Annotated in this window: 16 protein-coding genes; 11 read left to right on the top strand and 5 right to left on the bottom strand. The window is 61.8% G+C overall.

What is annotated here, in order from left to right; translation table 11 throughout:
* Positions 1-78 precede the first annotated feature (78 nt).
* On the bottom strand, positions 79-648 hold the full coding sequence (locus J7557_RS09090) for an SH3 domain-containing protein (RefSeq protein WP_291419489.1): 570 nt from the start codon (positions 646-648) through the stop codon (positions 79-81).
* Between the two features lie 714 nt (positions 649-1,362).
* Between J7557_RS09090 and J7557_RS09085 the strand changes: the two genes are divergently transcribed.
* From J7557_RS09085 to J7557_RS09060, 6 genes are read left to right on the top strand one after another with little or no spacing between them, the layout of a single operon-like run.
* Positions 1,363-2,805, top strand: coding sequence for a basic amino acid/polyamine antiporter (locus tag J7557_RS09085; RefSeq protein WP_291419487.1), 1,443 nt, complete (start codon positions 1,363-1,365; stop codon positions 2,803-2,805).
* 17 nt (positions 2,806-2,822) lie between these two features.
* Positions 2,823-4,061: an arginine deiminase gene (locus J7557_RS09080; protein WP_291419485.1), complete on the top strand. Its 1,239-nt coding sequence runs from the start codon at positions 2,823-2,825 to the stop codon at positions 4,059-4,061.
* A 27-nt stretch (positions 4,062-4,088) separates the two neighbouring features.
* On the top strand, positions 4,089-4,469 hold the full coding sequence (locus J7557_RS09075; protein WP_291419484.1) for an SHOCT domain-containing protein: 381 nt from the start codon (positions 4,089-4,091) through the stop codon (positions 4,467-4,469).
* Entirely contained in the window at positions 4,466-5,185 is a 720-nt protein-coding gene (locus J7557_RS09070) for an exopolysaccharide biosynthesis protein (protein WP_291419482.1), read from the top strand. Before J7557_RS09075 ends, J7557_RS09070 begins: the two co-directional genes overlap by 4 nt.
* Positions 5,186-5,232: 47 nt before the next feature.
* Complete coding sequence (locus J7557_RS09065; protein WP_291419480.1) at positions 5,233-5,796, top strand: DUF308 domain-containing protein; 564 nt, start codon at positions 5,233-5,235, stop codon at positions 5,794-5,796.
* Between the two features lie 2 nt (positions 5,797-5,798).
* Positions 5,799-7,265, top strand: a complete 1,467-nt coding sequence (locus J7557_RS09060; protein WP_291419478.1) for a Na+/H+ antiporter NhaC family protein — start codon at positions 5,799-5,801, stop codon at positions 7,263-7,265.
* A gap of 8 nt (positions 7,266-7,273) precedes the next feature.
* On the opposite strand, the gene J7557_RS09055 is transcribed toward J7557_RS09060, so the two are convergent.
* Both J7557_RS09055 and J7557_RS09050 read right to left on the bottom strand, forming a co-directional pair.
* Positions 7,274-8,308 carry a helix-turn-helix domain-containing protein gene (locus J7557_RS09055; RefSeq protein WP_291419476.1) on the bottom strand — a complete coding sequence of 345 codons (1,035 nt, stop codon included), beginning with the start codon at positions 8,306-8,308 and terminating at the stop codon, positions 7,274-7,276.
* Positions 8,309-8,408: 100 nt separating this feature from the next.
* Complete coding sequence (locus tag J7557_RS09050; RefSeq protein WP_291419474.1) at positions 8,409-8,882, bottom strand: hypothetical protein; 474 nt, start codon at positions 8,880-8,882, stop codon at positions 8,409-8,411.
* A gap of 201 nt (positions 8,883-9,083) precedes the next feature.
* Between J7557_RS09050 and J7557_RS09045 the strand changes: the two genes are divergently transcribed.
* Together J7557_RS09045 and J7557_RS09040 are read left to right on the top strand one after the other, a co-directional pair.
* Positions 9,084-10,262 carry a succinylglutamate desuccinylase/aspartoacylase family protein gene (locus tag J7557_RS09045; protein WP_291419473.1) on the top strand — a complete coding sequence of 393 codons (1,179 nt, stop codon included), beginning with the start codon at positions 9,084-9,086 and terminating at the stop codon, positions 10,260-10,262.
* 61 nt (positions 10,263-10,323) lie between these two features.
* Entirely contained in the window at positions 10,324-11,028 is a 705-nt protein-coding gene (locus J7557_RS09040) for an META domain-containing protein (protein ID WP_291419471.1), read from the top strand.
* 149 nt (positions 11,029-11,177) lie between these two features.
* Here the strand turns inward: J7557_RS09040 and aceA are convergent, their stop codons facing one another.
* A complete protein-coding gene (gene aceA, locus J7557_RS09035; RefSeq protein ID WP_291419469.1) occupies positions 11,178-12,473 on the bottom strand; it encodes an isocitrate lyase in 1,296 nt (431 codons plus the stop codon).
* Positions 12,474-12,547: 74 nt separating this feature from the next.
* Positions 12,548-12,775, bottom strand: coding sequence for a hypothetical protein (locus tag J7557_RS09030; protein ID WP_291419467.1), 228 nt, complete (start codon positions 12,773-12,775; stop codon positions 12,548-12,550).
* Between the two features lie 153 nt (positions 12,776-12,928).
* On the opposite strand from J7557_RS09030, the gene J7557_RS09025 reads away from it, so the two are divergent.
* The 3 genes from J7557_RS09025 to aspT (J7557_RS09015) all read left to right on the top strand — a co-directional run bounded on the left by J7557_RS09025 (position 12,929) and on the right by aspT (J7557_RS09015) (position 17,958).
* Positions 12,929-14,335, top strand: coding sequence for a short-chain fatty acyl-CoA regulator family protein (locus J7557_RS09025; protein WP_291419465.1), 1,407 nt, complete (start codon positions 12,929-12,931; stop codon positions 14,333-14,335).
* Positions 14,336-14,560: 225 nt separating this feature from the next.
* Positions 14,561-16,219, top strand: a complete 1,659-nt coding sequence (gene aspT, locus J7557_RS09020; protein WP_291419463.1) for an aspartate-alanine antiporter — start codon at positions 14,561-14,563, stop codon at positions 16,217-16,219.
* A 50-nt stretch (positions 16,220-16,269) separates the two neighbouring features.
* Entirely contained in the window at positions 16,270-17,958 is a 1,689-nt protein-coding gene (gene aspT, locus J7557_RS09015; protein WP_291419461.1) for an aspartate-alanine antiporter, read from the top strand.
* Positions 17,959-17,997: the final 39 nt, after the last annotated feature.

Below are 17,997 nucleotides of genomic sequence, written 5' to 3'. Positions count from 1 at the left end.
GCCCAACAATCGCACTCCGTCCCAATAGGCGGCCTGCCGTCCCAACTGTGGCGAGGGGCGCGGCGGGAAGTGGGCGCCCTACCAGACTTTGACCGAGGCAATGGCCCCCTGCAGGTGGCGGCTCACATTGGCCATGTCGTCGCGGATCGAGGTGCAGTTGCGGAAGTTGCGGGCCGTGCAGAGATCGACGCTGAGCGAATGGCTCTGGCCGCCGCGAAGGGCCACCGAGGCGATCCGGTTGCGCCAATTGCCGAGGTCGTCATTGCCATTGCCGGGCCTGAGGCAAAAACTGTCGCCGCGGAAATTGGGTCGATCGTAGAAGCAGACGCGCGTCGGGCCGGTATCGAAGTCGAAATCGGGCCAGAGCGGCGGCGGCGGCGCGGCGATGACGCGCATCACATAATTTTGGGCGAGCCAGCCGGTCTCGCGCCCGGCATTGACGAGGCACCAATTACGCTCGCAACGGACGATCGTCACGTCTTCGCCCGAGCGCACCACGCGGATCACGGCATGATTGGTGCCGGGCCCATTGCGCAAATTGACATTGGCGACCGTGACGGCCGGCCCGAACATCTGCGCCAGGGCCGGCAGGGACAGCACCAGGGCCGCGGCAAGCGCCATGGCCAGCCGGACAAATGTCTTCATCATCGTAAGCCCTCCCTATAGGTCGCAGTTCGGCCGACCTTGCGGGCGTCAAACCCATGTCGTGACGAACAAAACCAACCAAAATTCCGAAAAATTGAAATAGTCATGCTTGTTTGACTGACGTTAGCACAGAGAAAAATCCGAACAACGCCGGGACAAGCCGGAATCTGAAAAGATGGACGGAATGCCAAGAATATGGACTGGAAGACAAGGGAATTTGCCTGGCTTATATTTTGTTGTTGCTTGATCAGCCAAGAGCCACCCGGTAGTCGATCTCGTTCACTCCCCAAAAAAGGGAAACATTTGTTTGGGTTTCCGTATTCCCACCGATGTCATTCCCGCGAAAGCGGGAAGCTCCTTGCAGGGAAACAGAGATTCCCGCTTTCGCGGGAATGACATCGCGCTTTTTGAAGGAGGACTTCAGAGGCGCGGGCCCTTCGCCTCCTCGGCGAGGGCACGCCGCCCATGTATGAAGCCTGTGGCCCCTGCACTGGCCTTCGGATCAAGTCCGAGCGCAGCACGGCGTGACGAAAGCATTCCAGGCCAAGACCACCCACGTTTCCATCGGTTCTTTCGCGCACAACCAAAATCACGAAGCGGGACGCCCAGCCTAGTGCGGGGACGCCGCGCCATTCTCCTCGCGCCCCGGTGAGCGGTAGCCTCAACGGGCTCCACACCGGATTTATGTTTTGTTGGAGCCTGTTAGGGGAGACGGCAATGGCGACGGGGGCTGACAAGGGGAAACTATCGCTCAATGCGCTGACAGCGATGGTCATCGGGTCCATGATCGGGGCCGGCATCTTCAATCTGCCGGGGCGCTTCGCGACCGCCACCGGGCCTTTTGGTGCCATTATCGCCTGGGCCATTGCCGGTACCGGCATGTATATGCTGGCCCGCGTCTTCCAGTCTCTCGCGACCCGAAGGCCCGACATCGATTCGGGCGTCTTCGCCTATGCCAAGGCCGGTTTCGGCGACTATATGGGCTTTCTTTCCGCCTTCGGCTATTGGCTTGGCAGCTGCCTCGGCAACGTCTTTTACTGGGTCCTTATAGGCTCGACGCTCGGCCGCTTCTTCCCCGAGTTTTTTGGCGACGGCAGCAGCCCGGTGGCGATCATCGTGTCGCTCCTCGGCATCTGGGCCTTCCACTTCATGATCCTGCGCGGCGTCGAACAGGCCGCCTTCATCAATACCGTCGTCACCATCGCCAAGATCGTGCCGATCGTGGTGGCGGTGCTGATCTTCATTTTCTTCTTCAACTACAACCAGTTCTCCGAAAACTTCTTCGGCGGGCTCGACATGCCCGAAAAGAGCCTCGTGGCGCAGGTGCGCGATACCATGCTCATCACCGTCTTTGTCTTCCTCGGCATCGAGGGGGCGAGCGTCTATTCCCGCTTTGCCAAAAAGCGCGAGGATGTCGGCACCGCCACCGTGCTCGGCTTCGTCGCGGTGACCGGGCTCATGGTGGCGGTCACCCTCCTGCCTTTTGCCACCGCACCGCGGGCGGCGATTGCCGGGGTGGCGAACCCATCACTGGCCGGGGCGCTCGAACTCGTGGTCGGTCATTGGGGCGCGATCTTCATTTCCATCGGCGTGCTGGTTTCGGTGCTCGGCGCCTATCTTGCCTGGTCGCTGATCTGCGCCGAGGTGATGTTTGCCGCGGCAAAATCGCAGGACATGCCAAAAATGTTCGCGGCGCAGAATGGCAATGGCGTGCCAGCCAATGCGCTCTGGCTGACCAATATCGTGGTCTCGCTCTTCGTCATCTCCACCTATTGGTCCGCCGACGCCTTCAACTTCATGCTCGACATGACCAGCGTCACTGCCCTCCTGCCATATCTGCTGGTGGCCGGCTATGGCGTCATCGTCGCCCGCACAGGCATCGGCTACACTGCGAGCGATGCCAATGAACGGCCGATGGACCAGATCATCGCCTGGATCGCCGTCATCTATACGCTCTTCATGTTCGTGGCCGCAGGGCTGAAATATGTGGTGCTGGTGGCCGTTCTCTTCGTGCCCGGGACCATCATCCTCTACTTCTGGGCCCGCCGCGAGCAGCAGGCCCGCTTCTTCACGCCGGTTGAGCTGGTGGTTTTTGGTGTCACCGTTCTCGCCGGCATCATCGGAACAGTGGGTCTCATGACCGGGACCATTACCCCCTGAAATCAAGGAGTTTGACGATGGAATCCAGTTTTGGTGTCCATTCCGAAGTCGGCCAATTGCGCAAGGTCATGGTGTGCGCGCCCGGCAAGGCGCATCAGCGCCTGACCCCATCCAATTGCGACGACCTGCTGTTCGACGACGTGCTCTGGGTCGATGTGGCCAAACGCGACCACTTTGATTTCATGAACAAGCTGCGCGAGCGCGGCGTCGACGTGGTCGAGATGCACAACCTGCTCGAACAGACCGTGGCGCTGCCCGAGGCCAAGGCGTGGATTCTCGACAACCAGATTGCGCCCAACAAGGTAGGCCCCGATCTCGTCGACGACGTCCGCTCCTATCTCGATGGACTCTCCAACCGGCAATTGGCCGAAACCCTGATCGGGGGGCTGTCGACCTACGAATTTCCCGACCATATCGGCGGAGAGCGCATGAACCTCGTGCGTGACGCGGCGGGAGTAAACGAATATCTGCTGCCGCCCCTCCCCAATACGCTCTACACCCGCGACACCACTTGCTGGATTTATGGCGGGGTGACGCTCAACCCGCTCTATTGGCCGGCGCGGCACGAAGAAACGCTGCTCACCAGTTCGATCTACAAGTTCCATCCCGACTTTGCCGGCAAGGTGAATGTCTGGTGGGGTGACCCGACCAAGGAATGGGACCTCGCAACGCTCGAAGGCGGCGATGTCATGCCCATCGGCAAGGGCAATGTTCTCATCGGCATGAGCGAGCGCACTTCGCGCCAGGCGATCGCGCAACTTGCGAAAACGCTCTTTGAAAAGGGCGCCGTGGAGCGCGTCATCGTCGCGGCCATGCCCAAGCTGCGCGCCGCCATGCATCTCGACACGGTCTTCACCTTTGCCGACCGTGATTGCGTGTTGATCTATCCCGATATCGTCAACCCGATCGAATGCTTCTCGTATCGGCCCGATGGCAATGGTGGACTGGAACTGAAGAAGGACAAGGGCGGGCTCGTCGAAACCGTGCGCGAGGCGCTGGGGCTCTCCTCCATTCGCGTCGTCGAGACGGCGGGCAATGACTATACGCGCGAGCGCACCCAATGGGACAGCGGCGCCAATCTGGTCTGCGCTTCGCCCGGCGTCGTCTTCGCCTATGACCGCAATACCTATGTGAACACGCTGCTGCGCAAGGCCGGCGTGGAAGTCATCACCATTTCCGGTTCGGAACTGGGGCGCGGACGTGGAGGCGGCCACTGCATGACCTGCCCCATCATCCGCGACGCCGTCGACTACTGAGTTTTCAACGCGTATCGAGGTGCAAAAATGTCTAGCAATTTCTGGGAAATTCTCTGGCTGATCCTCTCCACCTTCTTCCTCATCACCTATCTCATTGTGCTGTTCCAGATCATCGTCGACCTGTTCCGCGATCGCGAGATCGGGGGCTTTGCGCGGGCCATCTGGGTGATTGCGCTGATCTTTCTGCCCATGCTGACCGCGCTCGCTTATCTGCTCACCCGCGGCAGCGGCATGGGACGGCGGCAGATTGCGGCCAATCAGGAGGCACGGGCGGAAGCCGAAACCTATATCCGCAATGTCGCCGGCACATCGCCCGCCGAACAGATCGCCCGGGCGAGCAGCCTCCTCAAGGAAGGGGTGATTTCCGAAGCCGAATTCAATACGCTCAAGGCCAAGGCCTTGGCATGAGCGAGACGGGTCGGGATGGCTCAACGGGCGTTGCCGGCATGACCGACGAGAGTCCCGGCCATGACCATGGCCATGACCCGATCATCCCCATCGTCGATGTCATCGTCGCGCAATTGCGCGAACGGGCGGGGCGGCCCGATGCCGCCCTGACCTGCGCCGATCTCCTCGCCATGGTGGGGGAACGCTCGCATGTGCTTGCGATCATGCTCTTTGCCCTCCTCAACCTGCTGCCCGGTCCGCCGGGCTATAATTTCCTCATGGCGGTCGCCATGTTCGCGGTCGGCATAGCCATGCTGCTGGGGCGCCCGATGAGCTTTGGCAACTGGTTCGGGCGCATGCCGCTGCCCCTAAAAGTCATCAAGAAACTGCTCGAGGCCCTGGCGGTGATCGTGCGCTGGGCGGCAAAAATTTCGGCGCCGCGCTGGCGCGGACTGACGGGCCCAAGTGCCCTACCGTTTCTCGCGGTCATCGCGATCCTCCTCGCGCTCGTCAACATGGCGCCGGTGCCGTTCATGAACCTCATCCCGTCGGCGGGCCTCGCCGTCATCTGCATGGGCGTTCTCAACGAGGATGGCATTGCCGTTCTGGTCGGCATTGCCATCGGTGCATTGGGGACGGCGGTGGCGCTGGTCGCCATCTGGCTGATCTTCGTGCTCGCCTTTGCCCTCGGCGATATCGTCGAGCATGTGGTCGAGGGGGACAACCCCATAGAATGAAATCCGGCCTCTGGGCCAAAGCGATAACAAGTGCAAGGAGTTACCAAATGGCGGCGTCTTCCAAGCGTTGGGCGGTTACATTCAGCCTGTTGCGCGGCGCGCTTCTGCTGATCGGCGGGCTCGTCGCCCTGTTTCTCCCCGATTATGCGCTCAAAGTCGTGGTCGTGGTCGGCGGCACGGTGCTGCTGGTGGATGGCGTGCTGGGGGCGCTGGCGAGCCAGAACTATGGCATTGAATCGAGCTGGCCCTTCTGGCTAAGCCTCATGCGCGGAGGCCTTGCGGCGCTGGCCGGGCTGCTCTTGCTCCTCAGCCCCTTCATTGCCGGCATCCTGACGCCCAGTGTGCTCTCCTGGATTATCGGGCTCGGCGCCATCGCCGTGGGGCTGACGGAAGCCTTCATCCTCATCCGCTACCGCAAGAATTTTCCGCCCGTCTGGACCTCGGTAGCCGGCGCCGCCATCTATATCGTGCTAGGCGCCCTGCTGATTGCCCTGCCGATGACCGGCGCGCTGTTGCTGATGCAGATCGGCGGCGGTCTCGTTGCCCTCTTCGGCCTGATCCAGATTGTCAGAAGCTGGGGCGCGGCCAAGGAACGGCTGGCGCGGGGGTGATCATGGAGCCGTCGGCGCCACTGAGAACGATCCGGGAGCCATCCCTGCTCGACGCGCTGATCCCGCTCATCGTGCTGGCGGTGCTGATTTCGGCCGCTGTCTATCTCTTCGGCAATGATGCCATGGACGGGCCGCTGCAGGTGGCGCTGATCTTTTCAGCGCTCACCGCGGCCCTCATCGTGCTCAAGAACGGCCACTCCTGGGAGGAGGTGGCCGAGGCCGGGCGCAAGGGCGTTTCCTCCGTCGTCAGCGCCATCTTCATTCTCTTTGCCATCGGCGCGCTGATCGGGGCCTGGAACATGGCGGGCACCATCCCGACCCTGGTCTACTATGGCATCATGGTCGTCGACCCCGACTGGTTTTATCCGGCCGCCTTCCTTGTCTGTGCGCTGATCTCCTTCGGTATCGGCAGCTCCTGGACGACCGCGGGGACAATCGGCGTCGGCCTAGTCGGCCTGTCCATCATGGTGGGCGTATCCGCCGAAATCACCGCGGGGGCGGTCATCTCCGGGGCCTATGTGGGGGAAAAGATGTCCCCGCTGTCCGAAACCGCGATCCTTGCCGCGCAGCTGACCGATACGCCCATCCATATCCATTTGCGGGCCCAGGCCTGGAGTTCCGGACCGGCACTGGTCATCGCGCTTGTCGGCTTCGTGCTTCTCGGCACCCTCGATGGCACGGCCGGGGCGAGCGACGCGCTGATCGAATCCGAGCTTGGCGCCCTGTCGCAGCTTTTTGCCATTTCCCCATGGACGCTGCTGCCTGTCGTGCTGCTCGTCGCCCTTTCAGTATTGAAAGTACCTGCTTCGCTGGCCATAGCCGCTTCGGCGCTATCCGCGGCAATCCTTGCGCCCTTCCTTCAATCCGAAGCGGTGTTGCGCTTCATCGATGCGCCGGATCTTGCGCCGATCGTCGCGCACATAAAAGCCGGCTGGCAGGTGATGGCGACCGGTTTTGAGGCCAAGTCCGGCCTCGAACAGGTGGATAGCCTGCTCTCGCGCGGCGGCATGGCGAGCATGCTGCCCACCATTTGGCTCATACTCGGCGCGCTGGTTTTTGGCTCCCTGCTCGATGAATTCGGGCTCTTGATGAAGCTCGTGACCCCGCTGATCGCACGGGCCAAAACCACGGGTTCGCTGATTGCCACCGTCGTCGGCTCGGCCGTTGGCCTCAATGTCGTGGCCGGGGATCAATATGTGGCCGTGGTGCTGCCGGCGCGGATTTTCAGCGCCGAGTTTCAGAAGCGCGGGCTGGCCTCGAGCAATCTGTCGCGGGCCGTGGCCGATGGCGGCAGCGTCACCTCGCCGCTAATCCCGTGGAATTCCTGCGGCGCCTATATGGCGGCGGTGCTGGGCGTGCCAACGCTGATCTACCTGCCATTCTGCCTTTTTAATATCGCGAGTCCGCTGATGACCTTGTTGATCGGTTTTACCGGTTGGCGCATCGTGCGAGCGACTGCCCCAGCGTAAAGCCCGCCTCAGGCCAATGCGGCAAGGATTTCGGCGATATTGGTGATGGAGGCCGCCTGCGTGCCGGGCGAGCGTGACGGGACCGACCGCCCCTCATGCCGCGCCTCGCTGGGGCTATAGCCGAACTGGCGCTTGAAGGCGCGGCTGAATTCGGAAGGTTCGAGGAAACCACGCTCGGCCGCGATTTCGTGAATGGGACGCATGTCCATGCCCGAGGAGAGGACGCGATGTGCATCCTGCAGCCGCGCGACGCGGATATATTGCACGACCCCACCCATGGGTTCGAACAGGCGATAGAGCGCGGTTCTCGACATGCCCAATTGGCGGCAAAGCTCCCGTACGGTGAGGCGGGGGGAGAGCAGGTTCTGGCGGATGAAACGCTTGGCACGCTCCGACTGCGTCGCCTGCAAGGCCGGCATCGCTTCGGCCAGCGCATCCCGACCCGGTGCGGTACAAGCAACCAGCATTGCCCGCGTCGCGGTGACAACGGCGGGCAGGTGCTCTGCACTGAGCCGAGGCAATTGCCGCTGCAGCGAATGGAGATAGTCCGCGAGGAGCCCGCCGAGTTGGGAGGAGACGTGGCGCTCATGCAGGGCATCGAGACCCTGCGCCCCGGTGGGGCAGAAATCGCGCGGCACGACCAGGGCGACGGCATCGAAATCGGTGGTCGAGCCGGCGCTGACCCGGTGCATGGAACGCACATAGCACAGCCCCGCGCCGACCCTGTGCCCGGCCTCGGAGCGCATGGCGCCGCGCCGCGGCGCGACCAGCAGCCAGTGATCGACCGCATCGGCGCGGAGGCGCGAGGTATCGCGGCGGAAATCGAGGGCAGGCATGACCGTATGAGTCAGCGCCAGGGCACCCATATCCCAGGCCAGTGACTGAGCCTTAAACCCCTTGTCGTGCGGGGTTTTCGGCTCCATGGCAACCAGAGGCCGCATGATCGACACCCAGGCATCGAACTGGTGCTTGGCTTCTACGGCAGCCGTCGAGAAGGCGTAGCTCGGGACGCGGTCAGAGGGATTGGCGGTCGCTTCGATCATGTCGGCACCCTTGGCGCTCGGTTTCAAGGCTATATGCACCACCGCCATCCCGGCAAGGTGCCGGGGGTGGCGATCGGGCGCCGGGGGGTCGGCAGAAGGCCTAGATCCGCGTTGCCGTGAAATTCCGGCGCGACACGCCCGGTACGGTCGGATGATAGGTGCAGCGCAGCGTTCTTATGCGCGGCGTATCGCCGACGATGACGCGGCCGAGATTGCCCAAAAACCCGAGCGGCCGGCAATCGACCGAGGCGGCTTCCCAGGCCTGGCGGCGACCGCAGGAGGTGCGGTGAAGATCCATGAAAATATCGCGGCCCGAGGTATGCCAGTCCATGCGGCCATCGCACCTGGTGCCTCCGCCGCGCACCTGGAACGAGCCGCGCCGGTCAAAACAGAAGGTCACGCGATAGGGACCGAAGAGGGTTTCATTGGATCGAAAGCAGCCATTGACGGAAACGCCGCCGGGATGATCGGGCACCATGACCAGCGGCGCGATATCCTGCGCCTGAATGGAGGAGCCGAAACCGGCAACAAGTATGACGGCGGAAAAAAGTAGTTTGAAATTAAAGCCTTTCACGAGAGCGCCCTCCTCTAAATGGTGAGTAGCCATTCCTGCTCCGGGTAATCTTAGCCAATGGGTAGGGCACTTTTGATGTGCATAGCGTCCCACCGCTTTACTCTATGTCCCTATTTGCAAAGCCGCCTCGGGCGATCCTTTCCCGGGGCCTCCTTCTTGGATTAGCTAAAACCGAGATGCGGTTTCAAGGAGAAGAGATTCATGAACAGTGATCACGAAGAGGGATTTGATCGTCGCAACTTCATGATTGCCTCGCTGGGCGCCGTCGGCGCCGCGGCCGCTCTGATGTCGGGGCCAGCTTTGGCCCAGGACGCCGCGACGCCGAAAAACGAAGGCGGCACGGTCTTTACCGGCGACATCATCAGCGGCAAAAAGGTGATCTCCGCGCTCGATATCGAAACGCTGGAGCCAGGCCGACACTTTTTCTATTTCCAGGGCGTGCAGATGCCCACCGGGCAGCATTGGTATGTGTCCGTTGCCGTGATCAAGGGCGAAAAGCCGGGCAAGCGCGTGGGCCTCATCAGCGGCGTACATGGGGACGAAATGAGCCCCATCCACACCATCCAGACCGTGATGGCCGAACTCGACCCTGCCGCAATGTCGGGCAGCGTGCTGGCCGTCTACGACCTGTCGCGGCCGGCTGTAGAAGACATGACCCGCCGCTGGCACAATTCGGGGCGCGGCATGGACCTGATCGACATGAACCGCCTGTTCCCGGGCAATGAAAACGCGCCCGATGCGCCGGTGCGCCATGCAGGCCTGGTCTTCAACCGGTTGCTGCGGAACAATCTCGACTATGCCATCGACTTCCACACAGCCGCCACGGGAATGGACGCCACGTCCTTCCATCTGGCGCGGATGGAGCTGCCCGAAGTGCGGGAGATGGCCGAGCTCTATCCAATCGACCACATCTTCGACAATGTGGCCTATCCCAGCATTTTGCCCAATGCGCTGATCGATGTCGGCATTCCCTCTTTCACGCCGGAAATCGGCCGCCCCCGCATCTTCGACCACGAGATGATCCCGCTCTTCGTCGAGGGCACGATGAACGTCCTAAAACATCACGGGGTGATTGCCGGGGAGATCGGGCGAACGGGCAAGGACAGCGGCGTTGTCATCGGCGATGCCATGGCGCCCGTCATCACCACCCATGGCGGCTTCGTCGAACTGCTGGTCGAACTCAAGGAGAAGGTGGAAGCGGGACAGAAGGTCGCCATCCAGCGCAATACTTTTGGCGAGATCGTCGCCGAATATACCGCGCCTCGGAGCGGCGAGGTGCTGGCGCGACGGACCGACGCCACCTGTGAAGAAGGGATGATCATCCTCTCCTTCCTCTTCGACAGCACGACGCCGGAAGGGGGCGACCAGATCATCGAATGATTTTTGGGGCCGGCTCTCGTCCGGCCTCCTTTTCCACCAACCTGATTTTCGGGAGTTGCCCATGACCAAGGGATTTCATCGCTTTTTGAGGACCGGATCGATACTGGCCATTGCCTCGCTGACGCTACTGGGCGGGGCAGCGCAAGCGGCGAGCTGGACGGCGCGCGGCAATGAGCCCGGATGGCACGTGGAGGTCAGCGATACCGCGATCACGTTCTCCACCATGGAGGGCGAAACCTTTACCATCGAGCCCCTGGCGGAGCCGGTGCGCGCAGAAGACATTGAGGTCTATACGGGCACGGCAGGCGAGAAGGCAGTGACCCTGGTCGCCATCGACAAGATCTGCACCGACAATATGTCGGGCATGCCTTTTCCCAAGGCCGTGGTGATGACGATTGGCGAGAGGGCGCTGGTCGGCTGCGGCGGCGATCCGCTCAGCCTGCTCATTGGGGACTGGAAGGTCGAGGAGATTTCCGGGACGCCGGTCATCGCCGCGTCGGAAACCTCCATCGGCTTTGAGCTCGACGGCAGCATGCACGGCAATGCCTCCTGCAACCGCTTCTTTGGCGGCTTTACCCTGACCGGCGAAGGCCTGACGCTGTCGCCCGGTGGCGCGACCATGATGGCCTGCCTCGACGGGCTCATGGAGCAGGAGCAAAAGTTCCTCGCAGCGCTCGAAGAGGTCAGTCGCTTTGAAAGCCTGCCGGATGGGGGGCTGCGGCTGGTGGACCCGGAAGGCAATACCGTGCTGGCGCTTCGCAAATAGCGGATAACACCTTGGTGCAGCAGTTGCGCCGAAGAGCGCCCCTCCCCAGTCGTCATGCCGGGCTCGTCCCGGCAATCCATCTCGGGAGGCATGGACCACTAGGACACGCCCGGTGGTGACGACGGAGGGGAGGTTAGGGCTGACCGGCGTCAATGGAACTGCGCCGTCTCCGTCGATTCACCCATGGCCGTGGTGGCGCTCTTGCCTTCGCTCACGGCGAGGGAGACGGCGTCGAAATAGCTGGTGCCCACTTCGCGTTGGTGGCGGACGGCCGAAAAACCGTGGGCTTCGGCGGCGAATTCGGCTTGTTGCAGGCGAGAATAGCCGGCCATGCCATCGGCCTTGTAGGCGCGGGCCAGCTCGAAGGTGGTTAGGCTGAGATTATGAAACCCGGCCAGGGTAATGAACTGGTATTTGTAGCCCATGGCGGCGATTTCGCTCTGGAAACTGGCCATGGCGGCTTCGTCCATATGGCGCGCCCAATTAAAACTCGGCGAGCAATTATAGGCCAGCATCTGCTCCGGATGGACTTTTCGGACGGCCTCGGCGAATTTTTTAGCCTCGGCCAGATCGGGCTTGCTGGTTTCGCACCAGATGAGATCGGCATAGGGCGCATAGGCGATGCCGCGGGCGATAGCGGCGTCGATGCCGCCCTTGAGGCGATAAAATCCTTCGGGGGTGCGCTCTCCCGTCACAAACGGCTTGTCGTAGTCGTCGATATCCGAGGTGATGAGCCGCGCGGCCTCCGCATCGGTCCGGGCCATGATCAGGGTCGGCACATCCATGACATCGGCGGCGAGCCGGGCAGCGTTGAGGGTGCGGATGAATTGGCTGGTGGGCACCAGCACCTTGCCGCCGAGGTGGCCGCACTTCTTTTCCGAAGCAAGCTGATCCTCGAAATGCACGGCGGCGGCGCCGGCTTCGATCATTGATTTCATCAACTCAAATGCATTGAGGGCACCACCAAAACCGGCTTCGGCATCGGCGATGATGGGGACGAAGAAGTCGAGATCGGTAGTGGCGATCCCGTCAGCCTGTTCCATGCTCTGGATCTGGTCGGCGCGCTGTAGCGCCTTGTTGATGCGACGGACCACAGCGGGGACGCTGTCGACGGGATAGAGCGATTGGTCGGGATACATGTTTCCCGACGAATTGGCGTCGGCCGCGACCTGCCAGCCCGAAAGATAAATGGCCTGCAGCCCGGCTTTCACCTGCTGCACCGCCTGATTGCCGGTGAAAGTGCCGAGAGTGGGCACGAAATCCTGGCTGTGCAGCAGCTCCCAAAGGCGGCGGGCGCCATTTTCCGCCAGCGTATGGCGGATCGGCAGGGAGCCGGAAAGCCGCGCAACATCGGCGCGAGAAAAGGTGCGGGAAATGGTCTTCCAGCGATCGGGCGCATAGTCGGGTGCTGGAAACTGTTCGGGTTGGCTGGGCTTGTCGAGCATGTCGATCTCCTCATTTGGACATGGCTTCGCCGGTCCCGCGAAGCGGGCTCTGGCATGTTCGGGATGGTGGGGTGTTAGGCGGGGACCTTGCGGCTGAAGGTGGCGGCGAACATGCCGCCGCCGGAGAACAGTTCGGTGCTGTCGGCGCCACTGACCAGGGCGAACTGGTGGCGGCCGATCTTGCCGGCAATGGCATAGCCTTGTTCGTCGAGGCCGCGCGCCTTGAACTGGGCCATGGCTTCATGGGCGCTGGGGGCGATGATGGTCAGATATTCTTCGCGTTCGCTGACGCTGGGGCTCATCTCCAGAACTCCTCTTGGCTGGATGATGTAAAGATTTGACAATTCTGCGCAGAAGGCAAGAATAGACCCGAAATCAGCCAGTAAAGCCGTCAATCGCAGTCAATTTTGATGCTGTGAATTGTAAAGTCTGTAAAGACAGGCGCGGAGGAAACGATGGTTGCCGAGGCCGAAATGCAGATCGGCGGTCGCATCAAGCGGCTGCGCCGGCAGAAAAAACTGTCGCAGGCGGACCTCGCGCAAGCGCTGGGGATTTCGGCGAGCTATCTCAACCTCATCGAGCACAATCGCCGCAAGGTGACGGTCGCTTTGCTCTTCTCGCTGGCCGGGCAATTGGGCGTCGAGCCGGGCGAACTGGTGGACAGCGACGAGGGGCGGCTGGTCGGCGACCTGATGGAGGCTTTTGGCGACGACCTTTTTGCCGATAGCGACATCACTAATCTGGAAATCCGCGATCTCGCGCAATCAAACCCCGCGGCGGCGCGGGCGGTTTTGCGGCTTTACGATCGCTATCGGCTGCTGGGGAGTGCTGGGACGCAAAAGACCGATTTGGCGGAGCCGCCTTTTCACATGGCGACCGACGCCATTTCCGATTTCCTGCAGGAGAGCGCCAATCACTTTCCGGCGCTGGAAGCGGCGGCGGAGCGCATTCGCAGCGACATTGACAATTTTGGCGATAGTTTTGAGAGCGGGCTGAAAGCCTATCTGTTCAATGTCTTTGGGCAGGAGGTGCGGCTGGCGTCATTGCCGCATGGTATTGCAAGGCAGCGCGATCCATCGGGGCGGACTATTTTGATTTCCGACCTGCTGCCGAGCGAAACTGCGCAGTTTTTGCTGGCCCATCATCTCGGCGAACTGGCGGCCGGAGCCGAGATCGAGGCGATCATCGATGCCGCAAATCTGTCGGAAGGCGATGCGCCGGCTTTGGCGCGAAACGTCCTGGCGGCTTATTTCGCCGGGGCGCTGATCATGCCCTATGAGCCGTTTTTGAAAGCGTGCCGCGACCATCGCTATGACATCGAGCGGATCGGGCGACGCTTTGCGGCGAGTTTTGAGCAGGTCTGCCACCGCATGACGACGCTGCAGCGCAAGGGGGCGCAGGGCATTCCGCTGCATCTGGTGCGCACCGATATTGCCGGGAATATTTCAAAACGCTTTTCGCTCTCGGGCATTCACATTCCGCGCCATTCGGGGGCGTGCCCGCGCTGGAATGTCTATGAGGCTTTTATGGCGCCCGAGCGCATTCATGTGCAGGTCAGCCAGATGCCCGATGGGCAGCGCTATTTCTGCATTGCCCGCACCATCATCAAGGGCGGCTATCGCTACAATGCGCCCAAAAGCTATCTCTCCATCGGGCTTGGCTGCTCGGCACATCATGCGCGGGACATGGTCTATGCCGATGGCCTGGATGTGTTTGGCGAGGGTCAGGCCGTGCCGGTGGGCGTCGGGTGCCGCACCTGCCCGCGCATGGAATGCGGCCAGCGGGCGCATCCGCCGGCAGACCACAGGTTCAGCCTTGATGGATCGAGCCGACCAGAGAGCTTTTACGGGCGGATGAGCTGAGCCAGGACGCGCCCGGCACAACGCTTCCTTTGCCAAGTAAGACAACACGACTGTCTCAAGTTGTATGGTAGATATTCTTGCCACGATCCCAGCAAAACCACTCAATCAACTTTGCCTAAAAAGCAGGTCATTGATCTATTCTGGATTGAGTGGCAATGTGAGTTAAATGTGAGAATAAAATTCATCGCTGCCAGTGTTTAAATTCAATTCTTATCGAGTTGATTTATGGGTCTGCTTACTAACGCCACGGCGGCGCTTTTCTTATCCATTGCACTAGGACACCTGATTGGGCGGTTGCGGATAGGCCCCGTTCAGCTTGGCGGTGTCTGCGGCACGCTCTTTGTCGCGCTGGCCATCGGCCAATTGGGCGTTTCGGTCAGCAACGACCTCAAGAATACTGCTTTCGCGCTATTCATCTTCGCGCTGGGCTTTTCGGCAGGGCCACAGTTCTTCGTCAATATTCGCTCCGGCTGGCGCTATGGCATCTTCTCGATCATCGAGGTGGTGACCGTTCTTGCGCTGGTTGCCATGGCCACGGTGCTGTTCGGCTTCGATCCCGGTACGGCGGCGGGCCTCTTTGCCGGGTCGGCCACCGAATCTGCCGTTCTCGGCACCGCCGCCGAGGCGATCTCCCATTTCGGGCTGGAAGCGGCGCGGCTGCAAGCCAATCTCGCCACCGCCTATAGCGTCACCTATATTTTCGGCCTCGTCGCCATCGTCGTCTTCATCACCCAGATCGCGCCGCTGATCCTCAAGGTCGATCTCGAGGAAGAAGCGCGAAAACTCGGGGAGAAGCTGGGCTCGGGGGATAGCGAAGAATATGAGCCTGGGCTGCCTTCGCTCGTCGGACGTGCCTTTCGCGCCGGTTCCGTTGCCGGCAGCACGGTGGGTGACTTCGAGCGCAGCCGCCACAATTTCGTGACCATCGAACGCCTCAAGCGCGGCCGCGATATTATCGAAGCGACGCGCGATACCGTCATCGAGGCCGACGACATCGTCTTCCTCCTCGGCCGCCGCCAATCCGTCATTACCGCGCAGGACAAGCTCGGCGAGGAAGTGCCGGTGCCCAATGGCAGCAATGTGCCGATCACTTCGCTCGACCTGGTGCTGATGCGCAAGGATGCCTTCGGGCTCAGCGTCAGCCAGTTGCGCCGCGCCGCCGGCACCGAAATGCAACGCGGCGTGTTCATCTCCGGCATTCGCCGGCTCGACCATGCCATTCCGGTGCTGCCGGGGACAGTGTTGCAGCAGGGCGATATCCTCACCCTTTATGGCACCGAGGAGGCTGTCACCCGGGCCGCCAAGGAACTGGGCAATAAGCTGCCCCCGACCGATCAGACCGATTTCGTCTTTCTTGGTCTCGGCATCGTGGTGGGGCTTTTTATCGGCGGCCTGAGTTTCAAGGCCGGAGCGCTCGATCTGACGCTGGGTACCGGCGGCGGGGCGCTGATTGCAGGTCTGGTCTTTGGCTGGCTGCATATGCACTTCCCGCGCCATGGCACCCTGCCCGTGCCGGCCGTGGAATTCATGAAGGACTTTGGGCTTTCCGCCTTCATCGCCTGTGTCGGCCTTGCGGCCGGCCCCGATGCCATTCGCCTGATTGCCGAATATGGGCTGCAATTGCCGCTTCTGGGGCTCCTGGTCTCGGGCATTCCAGCGCTGGTTTCGCTGTTTGTCGGCTGGAAGCTCATGAAGATCGAAGCGCCGATCCTGCTCGGCGCCATTGCCGGCCAGCACTGTTCCACGCCGGCCATCACGGCCCTGGTTTCCCAATCCAAAAGCGGGATCCCGGTCATCGGTTACACCGTCACCTATGCCATTTCTAACGTGCTGCTGCCCCTGATGGGACCAGTTGTCGTCGGCATGGCGTCGGCCTTGCAATAGCGAGGCATTTCACCGGTTCAATCGCACTTATCCATCAACAGGAGGCCACCATGGAATGGATCAAGGAGCAGGTAGGGCACTCGCCCGAAATATTGCTCTTTCTCTCGCTCGCCGTCGGGTTCTGGATCGGTCAGTTCCAGATCGGCAAATTCCAACTCGGCGGGGTCGCCGGCTCGCTGCTGGTGGCGGTGCTGCTCAGCCTTGTCGGCGTGCCGGTGGATAATGGCGTAAAATCCATCCTCTTCGCGCTGTTCATCTATGCCGTGGGCTTTGAAAGCGGCCCGCAATTCTTCAAGTCGCTCGGGCCGCAATCGCTGCGCGAAATCTTTCTGGCCCTGTTCATGGCGGTGATCGGGCTGGCAACGGTTCTCGTCATGGCCAAGCTTTTTGGGCTCGACAAGGGCATGGCGGCGGGCCTTGCTGCGGGCGGCATGACGCAATCGGCCATTATCGGCACGGCAGGCGATGCGATTTCGCGCCTGGGTCTTGCCGCCGACGAGGCGCAGCGCCTCCAGGCCAATGTCGCCATCGGCTATGCCGTCACCTATATTTTCGGCTCGCTCGGCGCCATCATCGTCTGCGTCAATATCCTGCCCCGCTTCATGGGCAAGGGCATAGCCGACGATGCCATCAAGGCCGAGGCCGAGCGCCTCAAGGGTGCCATTGCCTTCGGGCCGGGGCAGGAGCCCGCCATGCCCGAAATCGTCGGTCGCATCTATAAGGTCGGCGCTGCCGCCGGCAAGACGGTCGCCGCCATCGAGGCTTCCGCGGGCGCCAATACCATCACTGTGGAACGGCTCAAGCGCAAAGATCATCCGGTGGATGTGACGCCCGATACGGTGCTTCGAGAAGGCGACATTGTCCTCATCGTCGGGCGCCGGCCAGGCGTCGTGGCGCTTTCGGACACGATTGGCGCAGAGCTGCAATCTGCCCCCGGCATGGACCTCGTCATGCTTACCGAGGACGTGGTGCTGCGCAATGCGGCCTATGCCAACCGGACCCTCGGGGAGATCAAGGCGTCGACTTCACCGCTCCTCAGGCACGGCATCTTCGTCATCGGCATCAAGCGCGAAGGCGATAGCGTGGCCCTGGCGGACGCGACGGCCATCCAGGCCGGAGACGTCGTCACCGTCTATGGTACCGACCAGGACATCAAGCGCGTCGTCACCGAGGCGGGCGTGCCGCTGCCGATCAGCATCAAGACCGACTGGATCTTTCATGGCGCAGGTCTGGTCGTGGGCCTCCTTATCGGCCTCATCGTCATCCGCATCTCCGGCATTCCGCTGACACTCGGGGCCGGCGGCGGCGCCCTTTTGTCGGGTCTGCTCTTCGGCTGGCTGCGCAGCCGGCACCAGACCATGGGCAATATGCCCCTGCCGGCTTCCCAACTGCTCAAGGATCTCGGCCTTGCCGGTTTCGTGGCGGCGGTTGGCCTGCAGTCCGGTTTGCAGGCTATCGAGACTATCGCCCAGAGCGGCTTGTCGCTGTTCCTCATCGGCGTCGTCGTGACGCTGGTGCCGCTGCTGCTCACCATGCTCTTCGGCCGCTATGTGCTGCGCTACGACAATGCGGCCGTCTTTGCCGGTGCGCTTTCCGGCTCGCGCAGCGCCAATCCCGCCTTTGGCGAAGTGCTCGGCAAAGCCGGCAATTCCATCCCCACCGTGCCTTTCGCCATCACCTATGCGCTGGCGAACGTCTTCCTCACCCTGCTCGGGCCCTTGATCGTCGCCTTTGCGTGACATCGAGCGCTGCTGACTGAAATATTGAAGGAATAATGA

This window comes from Devosia sp. (assembly GCF_017744655.1).
Taxonomy (GTDB): Bacteria; Pseudomonadota; Alphaproteobacteria; order Rhizobiales; family Devosiaceae; genus Devosia.
This window is presented reverse-complemented; position numbering and strand designations above follow the sequence as displayed.